At 49.8% G+C, this 15,943-nt stretch carries 12 protein-coding genes and 3 pseudogenes; 9 read left to right on the forward strand and 6 right to left on the reverse strand.

What is annotated here, in order from left to right; genetic code table 11:
- Both O9H85_RS34580 and O9H85_RS34585 read left to right on the forward strand, forming a co-directional pair.
- Positions 1–237, forward strand: a 237-nt coding sequence (locus O9H85_RS34580) for an integrase core domain-containing protein (protein WP_409348252.1), incomplete at its 5' end; no start/stop codon positions are given.
- Between the two features lie 973 nt (positions 238–1,210).
- Positions 1,211–2,956: a methyl-accepting chemotaxis protein gene (locus tag O9H85_RS34585; protein ID WP_269885915.1), complete on the forward strand. Its 1,746-nt coding sequence runs from the start codon at positions 1,211–1,213 to the stop codon at positions 2,954–2,956.
- A 557-nt stretch (positions 2,957–3,513) separates the two neighbouring features.
- Here O9H85_RS34585 and O9H85_RS34590 read toward each other — a convergent pair.
- A complete protein-coding gene (locus O9H85_RS34590) occupies positions 3,514–4,059 on the reverse strand; it encodes a DoxX family protein (protein WP_269885916.1) in 546 nt (181 codons plus the stop codon).
- A 460-nt stretch (positions 4,060–4,519) separates the two neighbouring features.
- Between O9H85_RS34590 and O9H85_RS34595 the strand changes: the two genes are divergently transcribed.
- Positions 4,520–4,933, forward strand: a complete 414-nt coding sequence (locus O9H85_RS34595; RefSeq protein ID WP_269885917.1) for a hypothetical protein — start codon at positions 4,520–4,522, stop codon at positions 4,931–4,933.
- Between the two features lie 149 nt (positions 4,934–5,082).
- Here the strand turns inward: O9H85_RS34595 and O9H85_RS34600 are convergent, their stop codons facing one another.
- The 3 genes from O9H85_RS34600 to O9H85_RS34610 all read right to left on the reverse strand — a co-directional run bounded on the left by O9H85_RS34600 (position 5,083) and on the right by O9H85_RS34610 (position 7,787).
- Positions 5,083–6,456, reverse strand: a complete 1,374-nt coding sequence (locus O9H85_RS34600) for a UDPGP type 1 family protein (protein ID WP_269885918.1) — start codon at positions 6,454–6,456, stop codon at positions 5,083–5,085.
- Positions 6,457–6,494: 38 nt separating this feature from the next.
- Positions 6,495–7,046: a GNAT family N-acetyltransferase gene (locus O9H85_RS34605; protein WP_269885919.1), complete on the reverse strand. Its 552-nt coding sequence runs from the start codon at positions 7,044–7,046 to the stop codon at positions 6,495–6,497.
- Positions 7,047–7,235: 189 nt separating this feature from the next.
- Positions 7,236–7,787, reverse strand: a complete 552-nt coding sequence (locus tag O9H85_RS34610) for a MerR family transcriptional regulator (protein ID WP_269885920.1) — start codon at positions 7,785–7,787, stop codon at positions 7,236–7,238.
- A 300-nt stretch (positions 7,788–8,087) separates the two neighbouring features.
- On the opposite strand from O9H85_RS34610, the pseudogene O9H85_RS38100 reads away from it, so the two are divergent.
- The 3 pseudogenes from O9H85_RS38100 to O9H85_RS34615 all read left to right on the forward strand — a co-directional run.
- Positions 8,088–8,198 (forward strand): annotated as a pseudogene (locus O9H85_RS38100) (S-layer homology domain-containing protein); the annotation flags it as partial.
- 57 nt (positions 8,199–8,255) lie between these two features.
- Positions 8,256–8,420 (forward strand): annotated as a pseudogene (locus O9H85_RS38105) (S-layer homology domain-containing protein); the annotation flags it as partial.
- Between the two features lie 89 nt (positions 8,421–8,509).
- A pseudogene (locus tag O9H85_RS34615) lies at positions 8,510–9,286 on the forward strand (DeoR/GlpR family DNA-binding transcription regulator).
- 133 nt (positions 9,287–9,419) lie between these two features.
- On the opposite strand, the gene O9H85_RS34620 reads toward O9H85_RS34615, so the two are convergent.
- A complete protein-coding gene (locus tag O9H85_RS34620) occupies positions 9,420–10,238 on the reverse strand; it encodes an HAD family hydrolase (protein ID WP_269885921.1) in 819 nt (272 codons plus the stop codon).
- 269 nt (positions 10,239–10,507) lie between these two features.
- Here O9H85_RS34620 and O9H85_RS34625 point away from each other — a divergent pair, with 269 nt between their 5' ends.
- Positions 10,508–11,593 carry a glycoside hydrolase family 88/105 protein gene (locus tag O9H85_RS34625; protein ID WP_269885922.1) on the forward strand — a complete coding sequence of 362 codons (1,086 nt, stop codon included), beginning with the start codon at positions 10,508–10,510 and terminating at the stop codon, positions 11,591–11,593.
- Positions 11,594–11,663: 70 nt separating this feature from the next.
- Here the strand turns inward: O9H85_RS34625 and O9H85_RS34630 are convergent, their stop codons facing one another.
- Positions 11,664–12,548, reverse strand: a complete 885-nt coding sequence (locus tag O9H85_RS34630; RefSeq protein ID WP_269885923.1) for a LysR family transcriptional regulator — start codon at positions 12,546–12,548, stop codon at positions 11,664–11,666.
- A 98-nt stretch (positions 12,549–12,646) separates the two neighbouring features.
- On the opposite strand from O9H85_RS34630, the gene O9H85_RS34635 reads away from it, so the two are divergent.
- Positions 12,647–13,927 carry an adenylosuccinate synthase gene (locus O9H85_RS34635; RefSeq protein WP_269885924.1) on the forward strand — a complete coding sequence of 427 codons (1,281 nt, stop codon included), beginning with the start codon at positions 12,647–12,649 and terminating at the stop codon, positions 13,925–13,927.
- A 314-nt stretch (positions 13,928–14,241) separates the two neighbouring features.
- Entirely contained in the window at positions 14,242–15,810 is a 1,569-nt protein-coding gene (locus O9H85_RS34640) for a glycoside hydrolase family 43 protein (protein ID WP_269885925.1), read from the forward strand.
- Positions 15,811–15,943: the final 133 nt, after the last annotated feature.

Consider the following 15,943-nt stretch of genomic DNA (forward strand, 5'->3'; position numbering starts at 1 on the left):
ATCAGCATGGACGGCAAGGGTCGTGCCAAGGATAACATCGTCATTGAGCGTTTCTGGCGCAGCCTGAAATACAATGAGATCTATATCAACGATTACAACAGTCCGCGCGAGACGAGGCATGGTGTGGATAGCTACATTCATCTGCACAATCACTATCTGCCGCATCAGTCTCTGCAAAACCATACGCCGGCTGCTGTGTATAACCGTGACGTTATTCTATTATCCACATGTGAATGACAAAAGAGAAAGCCTTTCTCCCGCGCCTTCGCTTGGGCTACGTCCTCAACCTATGAACATCTTCTTCAGTGGTAATATCTTTCAATATTTCCATCACTGATCGATTAACTGCTTGCCCCTTCGGGGCAATTACAACAAACATTGTGCAAGATTTCACACCTTAAAAATCTAAAAAAACTGTCTTGACATCTTGTAGCACCATAAGGCGATGGATGTTTGAAAACAATGTTCTTACGCTAACGGAGTACGTTAGTTGAAAAATCAGCGATAATTTAGGGTCTATGTATACTTTGATTTTTCTTGGGCAATAATATTCTTTATTGCGTTAAAATTGAAAAAAGAAGTAAACTTGTTTACCGGATAATATTCGTATTAAAAAATTGTATCCATATTGGAAAGAAAATTGAATGAAGTATTGCCTGCAACATGTTTAATTCTCCTTTCGGATAAGACGCAAGAATGAAGAAGCTGAGATCAATGATCCAGCTTCTTTTTGTTATATTTGTTTGATGATAATGAAGTTTTAGACATTAACGAAGCGCTGAAGTACCGGGCAGTTTACTTGAATAACAAAATCGCAGTCTAAGTACCGTAAATTAAGGTTTTTGGTGCATAAGGAACGATCAAGATATACCTCGTTTCGGGCAAATTAATGAAACAAAATATCTACTATCTGAAACTGCAACTAATTTTTACGATATATTTACAATAAAATAAATAATCCATTGTTATAATTATGCATAGTTCGTCATTTTATTACATAATACGACAAGTTACATAGGTTCTCAAATCAAGACTACTAAAAAGTACGACTTAGCAAAAATGAAGAGGTGAGATCATTTTTATATAGCCCGATTAACATTATTTACTTTAATACCTTGTCAATTTAGAAGGAAGATTAGGAAGGGCCACAAAAAAATCTTCAACAGTGAAATTTTCCATAATAAATTAAAAGAAATTGGAGCGGATATCATTGAAATTTTTTCGTTTGAGTTCATTACGTACTAAATTTATTTTCATTTGCTTTCTTATATTGGCTGTTCCATCTCTTACTATTGGTATTGTAGGATACCAAATTTCAAAACAGCAATTAAGCCAATCGGGTGAAGCGCAATTGAAAAACAGTGTCCAAATGACAATTGGAATGATCAATACCATGGACAAAGAAGTTAAGTCGGGACATTTAACGCTTGAAGAAGCTCAAGAAAGAGTTCGCCAAGAAATCCTTGGTAAGAAGGGATCTGATAATAAGCGCCCCATTAATCCACGTTATATAGTCGGTAAAAGTGGTTATGTTTTTGCGATCAATAAAAATGCAATATCTGTGATGAACCCGTCAAATGAAGGGCAAGATCTGACGAATGTAAAAACCAAAGATGGAATTATGCTTGGTAAGCTGATGGTTGAAAAAGGAACAAGTAGTGGCGGATCTTTTAGCTATATGTGGGAAAACCCATTTACAAAGAAAGTAGAAACTAAAATAGCATATGAAGAATTGGATCCAAACTGGGGCTGGATTATTGGAGCCGGTGCTTATCTAAGTGAATTCAATAAAGGAGCGAATCAGGTTCTATATATTCTTCTCATTACCCTTGGAGTTTCTATTTTACTAGGAGCTGTTATTGTATGGTTTTTTATCAACTCCATCACAAAACCGATCATCCTCATGGCAGGACAAGTCGAAAAGATATCCAATGGTGATTTAACCATGGAGCCCATGACAATCAGAAATAAAGACGAAATTGGACGTTTGGCACGCGATATAAATACAATGACAATTAACTTAAAAGATGTGATTCGTCAAGTTGCAAGTAACTCCGAACAAGTGGCCGCTTCATCCGAAGTATTAACCGCGAGTGCTCATCAGACCTCGAAGGCCACTGAACATATTGCCAAATCCATGCAAGAAATGGCTGCCGGGACGGACCAACAAGTACGGAGTGTGGATGAGAGTGCAAAAACGATCAGTGAAATGGCCGCAGGTATTGGGCAAATTGCCGCAAGTTCAACACAAGTCGCGGACATGGCAAAGCAAGCCCTTGTTCAATCTTCGGATGGGGGTAAAGCCATTGATATTGTAGTGAACCAAATGAATTCTGTTAATCAAACGGTCAATGGATTGGCTCAAGTTGTAAAAGAGCTTGGAGAACGTTCAAAGGAGATTGGAGAGATACTGAACGTCATTACAGGAATTTCAGCCCAAACCAATTTATTAGCTTTAAATGCCGCGATTGAGGCCGCCCGCGCAGGGGAACATGGTCGTGGTTTTGCGGTAGTAGCTGGCGAAGTTCGTAAATTGGCTGAACAATCCTCTCAATCCTCTCAAAAAATATTTGAGTTAATTCAACAGATTCAAGGGAAAATAGACAATGCAATCATCGCTATGGAACAGGTGACCAAAGAAGTAAAATCTGGTCTTGATGTGGTGCAAACGGCTGGTGTTTCGTTTAATGATATTAAATACTCCGTAGAACAGGTTGCTAGTCAAATTTACGAAGTGTCTGCCGCTTCAGAGCAAATGGCCGCAGGAACTCAACAGGTCGTTCGATCTATTCAACAGATTTCAGAAGTGGCCTCTGAAACCGCCTCTGGAACACAACAAGTATCGGCTTCTTCTCAAGAACAATTAGCTTCAATGGAAGAAATCTCTGCGTCAGCCCAATCTTTATCTAAAATGGCAGAAGATCTCTATATGATTGTGGAGAAGTTCAAGATTTAATTATTATAGAAGCCATCCTAAACTCCCTCAGCGATATTGAAAGAGAAGATCTGAGAGGCCAGTCTTTACGACTGAGCCTTTTTTTGTGTCCGACTAGGACAATGTAACTAAAACCCTTTCATAGTTCCGTTATTAATGAAAAATATAAATTTATCACGATAGGGCTGCTTTTTTTGTTCTTTTATTTAATCTCCCTCCAAAATGAGCAAGTTGCCCATGAGAATACTCGTTATTGATCTTGACGTTCTGTGTATTAGGATGGGGTCAGGGGAGTTATTTGAAAATTAACTTGTATAGAATCGAACTTCTAATAACTACCTTTAACTACCTTGTTTTTTTCAAAGGCTTTCCGAAATGTGAGAAGCATGGATTTTTATTATATTGGTATGGTTGTTTAATGTGTATTGAAAATTGATAATCGGTTAGCTCGTTCAACTCCGGTAACGAGAGCTCAATAAAGGGCATATGAATACAACACCTACTTGTATGCAAATATCCACCCATCTAAAACAAAAGGATCCGCAACTGCGGATCCTTTTTGGGATGTTTTGTTGTGGTTAGGCATGTGCTGGCGTGTGATTTGTACCCGTTCCTGCTGTGCGGTTAGTGTCGTCTTTTTTATGTGTGAACAGCTTGCGCAGGTACGGCATCAGGAAGTAGTCTAAACCGAATCTGCCGGTGTTTGCACCTGCCATGAACAAGATCCCGCCGATAAGAATGAACCAAGGGTTCGTGTTTACGGTACCCGCGAACATGAACATGAAGTTCATGAGAAGTCCGAAGAAAGCTGCAGCGGTAGTCAAAGCACCGAGAATCAAACCAAGACCAACTAAGAATTCGCCGAGCGGAATTACGAAGTTAATTAATTTAACATTCGGCAGAGCAAAAAGTTGTATGAATGCGGTGAAGGTCGGATAAACAAGTTCATTGGTTGCTTTGTCGATCACCGGTTTAGTGACCGCGTTATTTAAGAATCCTTCGGCAGTAAATCCGCCGGTTAACTTTTGCCATCCGTGAGTGAGCCATTCATATCCAAAATACAACCGTACAAAAAGCAGGATACCTGCTGCATATTTATTTTCTCTAAGCCATTTTCCTAACATGATAATCATCTCCTAAAATTTTATTAGTGATTTTTTTCACATAGTGTGCTAAAAAATAAGCTTTATCTATTTCAGCCAAGATCGGGATCGTTTTTGTGTTTTCATGTTATATCTTCCTTTCGATTACAATGTTTACTTCCTCTCTACACCTATAATGTACCATGTACTAAAGTTTGGTTATGTGATTAAAATCACAAATATAAATTATCTTCGATTTGTACAATTTATGGGGATTCGTTATGACTAATCTTAAATAATCCAGAATGTGGTAAAATGATTAAAACAATAGAATATGGGTGAATTTTATGCTCGAAAATGCGGTTTGGGGGATTTTTGTGGCGGAAGGAACAAAGTGTATTAATAGGAACAAGGCGCAAGAATACTATGACAAGGCTGCCGCGGGATCAATCGGCAGCTTCGTTAAGCTATTTGGAAGAATAATGGAGTTTTTTATCCAAGATTGGAAAGCCGTAGCTTAAAGGAATCCACTACAAAGGGTGATTTAGGTATGGGTAATATTTTGTCTATTTTGTTTATTTTAATTGTTGGTGTATCTTGGTTTATGAATCTTGGATGGATCCGAATTATATTTATGATACCAATGATATTCCATGCAATTCTTTTTTATTTTTCTAATAGCTCATTTCATCGCAATAAAAATAAAATTTCAAATTCTATGAAACTTGTCAATAGTTCTGTCTATGGTACGTATTTACTCTGCTATATTTTGCTACCTGATGGTGGTGATACGGAGGATTCCTTTACAGTTTTTTTCAGGATTATAAAAAATGAGATGTTTATAAATGTAGCGGCCGTTGCTTCAGAAAAACCTTGTTTTAATAATAATTCAAATTATTTATACAAAAAAAGGTAAACGAGAGCTTAGGAATATAAGCATTCAAAATAAAATTGAATAAATATAGAGATTATGTCCAACCTGGCCGACTTCATTTGCCGACGCCGACACAACTGTAGAGTCATAGGCACTCTGTGGAAAATGCTTCCGTAAGCGCAAAGCTGCGCTTACGGGGACAGGCCCATCTGCCCGAGCGCCTCCGGCGTCAAGCCTTCGCCGGCGTAGGAGAGCAGCGGTGAAATCTCTGCCTCGCGGCCTTCCAGCTCTCGGGAAGGTACACCGGCTTGCAGCAGCCAGCGGCGATGCTGCTCCAGTACGAGGCGGCGTGCGGTGGCGGGGCTGTCCTCGCCTTCTTTATTTTTGACGGGCGCGAATTCGTCCTCTCTTCTCATCTTCAGTACGGTCATCGCTTCCGCCAGTGGAAAATAATCGAATATAAACCGCTCGAATTTGTAGGCGTTCGGCTGGGCGGGGGCGTGGAGGCTTCCTTGGTCGTCGAAAAAGCTGATTTTTTTGTGCGCGGCATGGTAAGGAATCGGCGTATCCGCGTAGCGTTCGATGAAATCAGTCCGGAACAGATGAATGGAGATGCTGCCAAGCCCATAGGCAAGCCTGCCTGTGGCGTCTCTTTCGTACTTCAACTCCTCCGGAATGTCCGTGTATTCCACAACGGCCGGTCTGCCGTCTTGCAGGCACAGCGTGCCGACCTTCTCGTCCGGGGATGCCTTGTCCACAGCCTTCGTGGCGATCGGATGGCCGAAGCTGGCAACTACGCCGAGGAAGAGAGGATCGGCGATCTTGATCAGGGCGTTGTCGACGTTATAGTAGAACAGCCACCGGATGCCGCGCCGCTTGAGATCGTCCAATGCGCCGGTCCGCTTCATAGAGGTGAAGACCTCTCCGTTACCGCTAGGGGCAAGCCTCAGCTCGTCCTTCTCCGCCAGAAGCAGGCGGCCCTCCATATCCAAAGCAGGCAGATCAGCCTGTTGGAACAAGATGACCTCGTCCTCCGGATACCCGAAATAGCCGTAATTCTTGAAGAATCGCTCCGTCTCCCGGTGATTGTCCGGACTTGTCATGATGTACCAGGGAAGGGAACGCCCGGATAGCCGGGACAATCGCAGCAGCCGCTCGGCCTGAAGCTGGAACAGCGATTTGCCGGATGGCAGCCCGATATCATAGGTTCCTTTGGGACCGTCATGGCCTAACCGGCTTCCTTGACCTCCGGCCACCACAAGCGCACCGATCTTTCCTTGACGCAGCAGCTCCCAGCCGGTCTCGGCGAATTGCGCCTGCTCCTCCTTCGAGTAGGCATCCCAGTCGATGGCCGCAAGGGGGGATATCCGACGTGGAACGGCGGCTTTCCGCCGTGCAGTACGATAGAGCTCGTCGATCGCGGTGAAATCCAGCTTCTTCAGCTGCTCGAGCAGCCGCTCTCTTGAATCCTTGGGCAAGACGTCATAGAAGCGAAGCACGTGCTCTTGACGGAAATGGCGCAGCTGCCCGAGCAGCTTCGGATCTAATCTTTCCAAATTTTCCATGGGCAGTACTCCTCTCTGGGCGACATTGCGCACCCATATTATTTTCCACTGTAGGCTCTCTTGTGAAATGCGGTAATGGATCGGAACAGCGTCTCTCCGTCCTCCGGCAGCCGGATCTCCGGCCGCAGCGGTAGGATTAGAGCGCGGTATGGCTCCGGAACCCAAATGTAGCGGTGCACATAAGCGGTCGGCCGGAAACCGCAATTCTCCCAGAAACGGAGACGCTTCAGGTTCTCCGGGCTTGGCTCCGCCTCAATCTCGATCACGATGCCGTCGAGGCGCTCTTCCTCACTGGCCCATCGCCTGAGGTGCGCCATGAAATCTTGCCCGAGCCCTTGGCCGCGAAGCGCTTCCCGCACCGCGATGTAATCGATGAGCAGCGCGTTCAACTGTTCGAGCCGGCCGGTGATTGCCATAGCTGCGGCACTTTCTCCATCCAGTGCGACATGGAGAAAACAGAGACCCCGTTCCAGCATGGAGCGAATCAAGCTCCGCTTCTTCCGTCCATGCTCGGGAAACGCCTCTTCATATATGACCTCGGCTAACTTCCATAAGGCTTCATCCCAATGTTCTATGGTTACGTAGCGCATTAATCAACCCTCCAAGCCAAATGATACCAGAAAGTCCGGAAGATTCCCAAATCCGTCCGAAGCCAAACAAACCGCAAGTCCTCCCGGCGTCAGCCGTGCGAAGCTTGCGGTTGCAGGCGCAGCGTATGATTCAGACAGGAACGGAAAGGGACGGACGGGGACACGGACGGCGGGCGACAGGAATTCAGCTTACAGCTGAAAGAGGCTGGCGAGAAGCGTCTTCTTCTTGGCAGTCTGCGGCACGGAAAAGAAGGCTTCCGAGCGCTTCTGCAGCAGGTTGATCGATTGGTTCAAATTCTCCGTGTTCTGAAGCAACAGCTTCACCGAACGTGTCAGGTCGTCGAGCTCCCTGCGGTGCTCCAGCAGCTGAATGGAGACGACCTCGTCGGCTTTCGTCGACAGCTTGTACTCCAGCGAGTCGCATCGGCGCTTCATCTCATGGCAATATTCGGCGAGCTGCTCGGCCTGGAAGCCGGCGGCGTCCGCGGAGGCTGCGGCCGTTTCAAGGACCGCTTGCTTCATGGAAGCTGCCTGCGCGTCAAATTCGATTTGATTCAATTGAAGCCGTTGATCCAGCTGCTTCTTGATGAAAGATAGTTTCTCCAAGTCGTTCTCACTGAACACATAGTGCCCCCATTCATCCTTCGTAAAGCGTCCTACAAAATGAGACGCCCAACGCTTGATCGTGGTGGGGCTGACATTCAAAGCTTCAGCGGCTTCCTTCGTGGTCCACATTTTCATCCTTGATCAACTCCTTTTACTAGAGGTATTCGATGAGAGTTTGCTTTCCCCTGCAAGGGTGACAAAGGTAGTCAGTGTTCGGCAAACAAAGTGGAAAAGCTTATAATATCGGCAAAAACGGCCGTTTTCGAGCCGTTACGACGGTCTCTTCCTGTAAACGACGGAACGGTCATTCCGTGCGGAACGAAGTTTCACAATACCTATCCGTAACAACCATATGGCGCTCATGCTGTATGGTTTTTCTTTTTTTACGCTTGATAAAGATGTGAATTGCGATGGGATAAATAGTATGCGAACGAAGTCACAGCTGCTTTAAAAGCGGGAATCGTAGAAGGAGTCAACGACCGCGAGTTTAGACCGGATTCGGTCATCACACGCGAGCAAATGGCCGCGATGCTGATGCGGGCTTAGAAAGTCAAATTCGGAAATAAAGCGGCGGCATCCGATGATGACGTTACATTCTCGGATCAAGGGCAAATTTGCGATTGGGCTAAAGAATCCGTATTGTCTGCAGCGGCGCTGCATTTGCTGAACGGTCGGGCGGATCGCGTTTTTGTACCTGAAGGAACGGCAACAAGAGCGGAGGCCGCACAAGTGATTCATAATTTTTTGTTTACCGATGTCCACAACTAGAGCCTCATGCTGTCTTTGAATTCGATTCCAAATCCGCTATACTAAACTAATGTCCATTTCAATTGACGGTGGTGTTTGGGTTGTCGCTCTTGGCTCAGGAAAGAAAAGATATCATTTTACAAACGCTGCTTCGTGAAGGTAAAGTGAAGGTGCTTCCGATGGCTGAACAGCTGGGGGGTTCCTCGGAAACGATACGCCGGGACTTGGATGCGCTCGAGGCGGAGGGCAAACTTCATAGGGTATATGGAGGCGCAGTGCGTTCCGGATACGAGCATGGGGAACCTTCTTTTCAGCAGCGCACCCAATTGTATGCCGACGCCAAAAAGAAAATCGGAGAACGGGCGGCACAGCTGATCGAGGACGGCGACACCATCGCATTGGATGTAGGTACTACCATGATGGAACTGGCCAAATCGATTCACGGAAAACGGAATATTACTGTCCTTACCAACTCGCTGCCGATCGCCTCGTACCTTTCCGAAGCATTAAATAACAATCGCTTTACAGGCAAAGTATTTGTGCTCTGAGGGCAACTGAATCCGGAGCAGCAGTCCATGACGGGACCGCTTTGCGAGCAAATGATGGGACAATTTTTTCTGAACAAGGCGTACTTGTCCATCGGAGGTCTATCCTTGGCGGGCGGCGTGACGGATTATGATTTGAACGAAACGTATATTTCCAAGCTGTTTGCGAAGTCGGCGCGGGAAGTCATTGTTCTTGCAGACCAATCCAAAATAGGGGTACAAGCGTTTACTCAGATCATACCTCTGGACGATGTCGACATTGTAGTGTCGGATCAGGAGCATCCGAAGGATTGGAAAGATCTGCTTGAGAAAAAAGGCATTTATTGGATAACTTGCGAATAATCCAGGATAAACGGCTACGCTGTCCTTGTCTTACAAGGACCAGCGCGTTTATCAAGGTTGATGCGAAGCTATAAGCCCGCGAAAAACTTATAAATTCTTATCAACAAATAAAGGTTCGAGTAGGGCGATAACCCTATCCGAACCTTTTTTGCTGCAGGAGTGCAGGCTGCAAGATGTCCAGCAGTTCCGAGAGCCGCCCAATTTCATAAGTAGGCAGATTACCGGCAGGCGCGGTTCTTCCTTCGTGGTTAATCCAAACGCTTCGCATGCCGATTCCGCCGGCTCCCTTAATATCGGTGTCCAAATTGTCGCCGACCATCATTCCTTCCTCGGGAGAAATTCCAAGCAGCTCCATCGCATGTTGAAAAATGGAAGGAGCCGGCTTTCCGGCGCCGAACGTACCTGAAATGATAATATGATCGAAGTAGTCCGCCAAGCCGAGAATGCTGTCGATTTTTTCTTGCTGCAGGTCAGGTGCTCCGTTGGTCAGAAGGAGGAGCGGGTATTGCTTATGCAGATGGTCCAACACATGGAAAGTATCATCGTATACCAATGGGTGATTTCTTCGTTCTTCGGCAAAACGTTCGGCAAGCCGTTGTCCGAATGCCGGATCGTCGATGCCCGTCTTTTGCAATCCACAGGTCCAGGATTCCTTCTGATAAACGGGAGCCCATTGTTCCAGCTTGTGAAAAGCGGGATGATGCCCGGAGTTAAACCGCCCCCAAAGCGCCTCCAAGTAAGTCACTTCAATCATATTGGCCCATTCATAGATTTCCATGGAGGCGAACAGCTCTTGAGCCGCTTCACGTACGTTTTTTTCCAAAACGGCGGGTTGGAGAGATGCCTTATCCGCGGCCATTCGGCAAGTGGCTTGAAACGCTTCGTTAATACTTTTTTCATCCCATAGTAAAGTATTGTCCAGATCAAAAATGATAGCTTTTATATTAGACATTGCGCACTCCGTCCTCTCCAGATGTCTAATACTAATTTGCAACAAAAACACACAAAAGTCAACACAAATAACGGAAAAACAACAACATTTAATAGGAAATCACTTCATGGAGCATTGGAAAAGGAAGTATTCCCCAAGTAATCGACGCGTGCCGAATCGGCAGCTCACCTCCGGATGTCCGCAAACATATGAGCTTGGGATTATTGCTGCTTCCGCATCGCCGTTGTTATGATTAGAAGGCAATGGTTCAAGCGAATGGGGGAACGATCATGTCAAATTGGGCTGTCCGCATGTCGGACTCGGTGATGAAGCGCACGCCGGAGTTTAAGGAAAAGTGGGAATATGACAACGGGGTCATCTATAAAGGGATGGAGCTCGTATGGAAGCATACCGGGGACCGGAAATATGTTGACTATATCAAGAAAAATCTCGATTTCTTCGTCGACGAAACCGGCAACATTCAGCGGTATTCCGTGACCGAGTACAATATCGACCATGTCAACAACGGCAAGCTGCTGTTCCCGCTGTACCGTGAAACCGGGGACGAGCGATATAAGAAAGCGGCGTACTTGCTGCGGGAGCAGCTCCGGAATCATCCTCGGACGAGCGAAGGGGCGTTCTGGCACAAGCAAATTTATCCGTATCAAATTTGGTTGGACGGGCTGTACATGGGCTCGCCGTTCTATGCGGAGTTCATTCGGGAATTCGGCGAAGCAAGCGAGTTCGACGATGTGACGAAGCAGTTCTTGATCTGCGAGAAGCATACGAAGGATGCGAAGACCGGTCTTCTGTATCACGCCTGGGACGAGACCAAGTCGATGCACTGGGCGGACAAAGAAACCGGCTTCTCGCAGAACTTCTGGGGACGCTCCGTCGGCTGGTTCGTGATGGCGCTTGTGGACGTGCTGGATTATATTCCGGCTGAGCACAAGGACCGCCCGCAGATCATCCGAATCCTGAATGAAACCATCGACGCGCTGCTGAAAGTGCAGGACCCTGCGACAGGCTTATGGTATCAAGTGTTGGATCTTCCGCAGCGCAAGGGTAATTACCTGGAGGCCTCCGCTTCCTGCATGATCCTCTACGCCTTGGCCAAAGGCATTCGCAAGGGCTACTTGCCTGCATCGCTGCAGGATACCGCCAGGAAAACGTACGACGGCATCATCGGGGAGTTCGTTACCGTAACGGCCGAGGGGCTTGTGAACCTGAACAAGGTATGCGCGGTAGCCGGACTCGGCGGCAAGACGAAGCGTGACGGCACGTTCGAATATTACATCAGCGAGCCTATTGTTACGAACGATCAGAAGGGCGTCGGGGCTTTCATCCTGGCCTGCGCCGAGATGGAGAATCGATAAAATGAGGTATCAAGCCGTTCCCGCTTCAGCGGGGGCGGCTTTTTTACACTTGCTCGGAGGCAGAGAGAGGCTAGGGGAGCAGCTCCAGAAATTTCTTGGAGGAAGCGGACAGCGGGACGTCCTTCAAGGTGACGATCCCGATGCTGCGCGGCGGGAGCGGGGGCTCGAGCCGGACCTCTACCAGATCGGAAGAAGCAAGCTCGTTCTCGACAAAGCTTCGGATGACGCAAGCGATGCCGAGTCCGTTCCGGGCAAATTCGACGAGCAGGTCCAGGCTGCCCAGCTCGATCTCGGGCTTAACGGCCACGCCGCGTTCGAGGGCGACGGCGTCGAAGTAGGCCCGGCTGCTGCTTCCCTTCTCCAGCAGAATGAGCGGATAGCCGCTGAGCTCCTCCAAGGAGACCGGCTTCTCCGCAAGGAAGCCGTATTTCGCGCCGGCCACGAAGCCGTCCCGGATTGTCAGGCTTTCCCGCACGTGAAGCTGCTTGTCCTGTGGAACGGGCAGATTCACGATGCCGAGATCGATGGCGCCTTCCTTGAGCAGCTTCACCGTTTCGGGAGTCGTCCGGTTGGTGACGCCGATTTTAATGTTAGGATAAGCTTCATGGAAGCGCTTGAGATAGGGCAGCAAAAAATGCTTGCACAGCGTGTCACCGGCGCCGATCTTGATATCGCCGCTGAGGAACTGATGCATCTCGGCAAGCTTGCGCTCTCCGTTCACGATAAACTGGTACGCCTGCTCGATATATTTGAACAGCACCTCCCCTTCCGCCGTCAGCTTGACGCCCTTGGAGGTACGGAAAAATAAGGCCCCTCCGAGCCTTGCTTCCAGCTGCTTCAGCGACTGGGTTACTGCGGGCTGCGTAATGTATAGCTCCTCTGCGGCTTTGGTCAGACTGCCCGTCTTCGCGATGACGTAGAATACCCGGTATGCCTCTAAATTACCCGGTTGCATATTATCTCACCTTATATCAGGTATTATTAATATTAATTATTTTTATGCCATTGATCCGATTATACTGAAAGCAAGACGGATCGTAAAGGAGAGGGAATATGACGGTAACGGCGATAGTAGGGGCAAACTGGGGAGACGAGGGCAAAGGGAAGCTGACAGACGCACTGGCGGCGGAATCGCGATATGTAGTGAGGTATCAGGGCGGCAGCAACGCGGGGCATACGATCATCAACGATTACGGGAAATTCGCGCTGCATTTGCTTCCGTCGGGTGTGTTTTATCCCGGTGTCGTCAATGTCATCGGTCCGGGCGTTGCCTTCCACCCGGGTGATTTCCTGCGCGAGCGGGAGAGTCTGCTGGCCCGGGGCGTTCCTGAACCGGTTCTTCGCGTGTCGGACCGGGCCCAGGTCGTCATGCCGTACCATAAGCAGTTTGACGCCTTGGAAGAAGAGCGGCTCGGGGCACGGAGGTTCGGATCGACCCGGAGCGGCATCGCGCCCTTCTATGCCGATAAATATTTGAAGCTGGGCGTGCAGGTAGCGGATTTATTTCATGAACGAAGATTGAGGGAGAGGATCGGCGCTTCGCTTGAGACAAAGAACGTGCTGCTTCAGCATCTGTACGGTATGCCCGGACTACGGGAAGAAGAGCTGGTTCATGAGCTGCTCGGGCAGGCGGAAGCCTTGAAACCGTTCGTGTGCGATACGTCGGCTCTGCTGCAGCAAGCGGTTGCGGACGGCCAGCCGATTCTGCTGGAAGGGCAGCTGGGAGCGCTGAGGGATCCGGATCACGGGATTTATCCTTTTACGACCTCAGCCTCCACATTGGCCGGGTTCGCTCCCGTCGGTGCGGGCATTCCGCCTTACGCCATCCGGAACGTCATCGCCGTCGTCAAGGCTTATTCCAGCTGCGTCGGAGCGGGGCCGTTCGTTACGGAAATTCACGGCGATGCTGCAGCAAAGCTGAGGGAGAGAGGCGGAGACGCCGGAGAATACGGGGCCACGACGGGCCGTCCCCGCCGGATGGGCTGGTTCGACGCGGTAGCCGCGAGGTACGGATGCAGCCTTCAAGGTGCTACCGAGGCCGCGCTCACCAATCTTGACGTGCTCGGTTATTTGGATGAAATTCCGGTGTGCACGGCCTATCTGTTGAACGGTACGGCAACGGAGGCGTTTCCCGTCTCGGCGGAGCTGGATGAAGCCGTTCCCCTGCTGGAGATGCTCCCGGGCTGGAAGTGCGACGTGTCCGGCATCCGCGAGTTCGACGAGCTGCCTGAGCAAGCCCGGCGCTATGTCCTCTTCTTGGAAGAACGGATCGGCGTGCCGATTCGCCGCATCTCCGTAGGGCCGCGGAGGGATCAAATGATCGAAAGGAAATAGCTGCCGCTCAGAACGCGGTATAGGCGGCACACGGAGTTAACTGAAGCACATTGCGTAAGGCCCGCAAGCCCGGGCGATCGGGGGCTTGCGGGCTTTTGCGCGGTTGATAAGACTTTATAAGTTTTCGCAACTTATAGCTTCGCATCAACCTTGATAAACGCGCTGGTCCTTGTAAGACAAGGACGGCGTAGCCGTTTATCCTGGATCGAAGCGGTTAAATTCGGACTATAGACTGTTATGAGGCGGAGGAGGAAGATAGGGGGCATGGCCGGTTTACAGCCCTAATCTATTTTCGACATAAAGGAGACTCCGCAATGAATACGTTTCGCAATCCGATATTGCCTGGATTTTATCCGGATCCTTCCATCTGCCGCGTAGGGAATGACTATTATATGGTCACCTCGACGTTTGAATATTACCCCGGGGTGCCCATCTTTCACAGCAGGGATCTCGTGAATTGGCGCCAGCTCGGCCACGTGCTGGACCGCCCGTCGCAGCTGAACCTGGACGGCACGCCGTGCTCCAAAGGCATTTACGCCGCCACTCTGCGCTATCACGACGGCTTGTTCTACATGATCACGACGTTTGTCGTCAGCGCGGAAGGCGAGCGGCGCAACTTCTATGTGACGGCCGAGAACCCGGCGGGGCCCTGGTCCGATCCGTACTGGCTGAAGGATGCGCCGGGTATCGATTCGTCCCTCTTCTTCGACGACGACGGCAAGGTGTATTTCACGGCGAACCGCAGGCCTCCGGCCGGTCAGCAGTATCCGAAGCATATGGAAATTTATATGCAGGAGCTGGATTTGGAGACGAAGCAGCTGGTAGGGCCGAAATTCAGCCTCTGGGACGGAGCGCTCAAGCAGGTGCACGCCCAGGAAGGGCCTCATTTGTACAAAATCGACGGGTATTACTACCTGTTGATCGCCGAAGGCGGTACAGGCCACACCCATTCGGCCACCATAGCGCGCAGCAAGCGGATTACGGGCCCTTATGAGGTATGCCTGACGAATCCGATTCTGACCCACCGCCACTTGGGGCGCGATTATGAGATCGTGAACGTCGGTCATGCGGATATCGTGGATACGCCGGACGGCGAATGGTGGATGGTCTGTCTCGGCTCGCGGCCGTATGGAGGACATTACCGCAATATGGGCAGGGAGACCTTCCTCGTTCCTTTCCGTTGGGAGCAGGGATGGCCGGTCGTGAATCCCGGGAAAGGAATCGTGGAGCTGGAGATGCGGCGTCCCGCGCTGCCGGAGCACCGCTGGCCGACACTGCCGGCTTGCGAGCACTTCGAGCGGGCGGAGCTGGATCTCCGGTGGAATTTCATCCGGACGCCGCGTCGCGAATTCTGGAGCTTGACCGAACGGCCGGGCCACCTTCGTCTGCGGCTCAAGCCGGAGGCGCTCAGCGAGCCGGTCAACCCGAGCTTTCTTGGACGGCGGCAGCAGCATCAGAGCTTTACCGTACGCACGGTCATGGAGTTCGAACCGGAAAGGGAAGGCGAAGAGGCGGGGCTGGCGCTGCTGCAGAATCATGACTTTCAGCTCCGCTGCGAAGTCGGATTCGGACTCCGGGGCAAGCGGATCCGTCTTGTCGAGCGGCGGGCCGGGGTTGAAGCGGTGCTGGCGGAGGAAGCGCTGGATGCGGGGAAAGTATACTTTAAGGTGGAGGCGGTCGGTCAGTCGATCGATTTCTATTACGGGCGTCAAGCCGAAGCTTGGAGCTTGCTGCACGGCGGAGCGGACGGGACGCTGCTGAGCAGCGATGTGGCCGGAGGCTTTGTCGGCGCCTATATCGGCTTGTTCGCCAGCAGCAACGGCGGGGCAAGCGGCAACGCGGCGGATTTCGATTGGTTCGAATATGCCCCGCTGCCGGAATAACAGGACCGGGGCCTGCTTCCCGGAAGAAGCGGTCAAAGCCGTTCGCCCCGATTGGGGCGGACGGCTTTTCGCTTGGGCCTTGATATACGCGCTGGATCTTGTAAGACAAGGAAGGCGCAGCCGTTTATCTTGG

The organism is Paenibacillus gyeongsangnamensis (assembly GCF_027533625.1).
Taxonomy (GTDB): Bacteria; Bacillota; Bacilli; order Paenibacillales; family NBRC-103111; genus Paenibacillus_G; species Paenibacillus_G gyeongsangnamensis.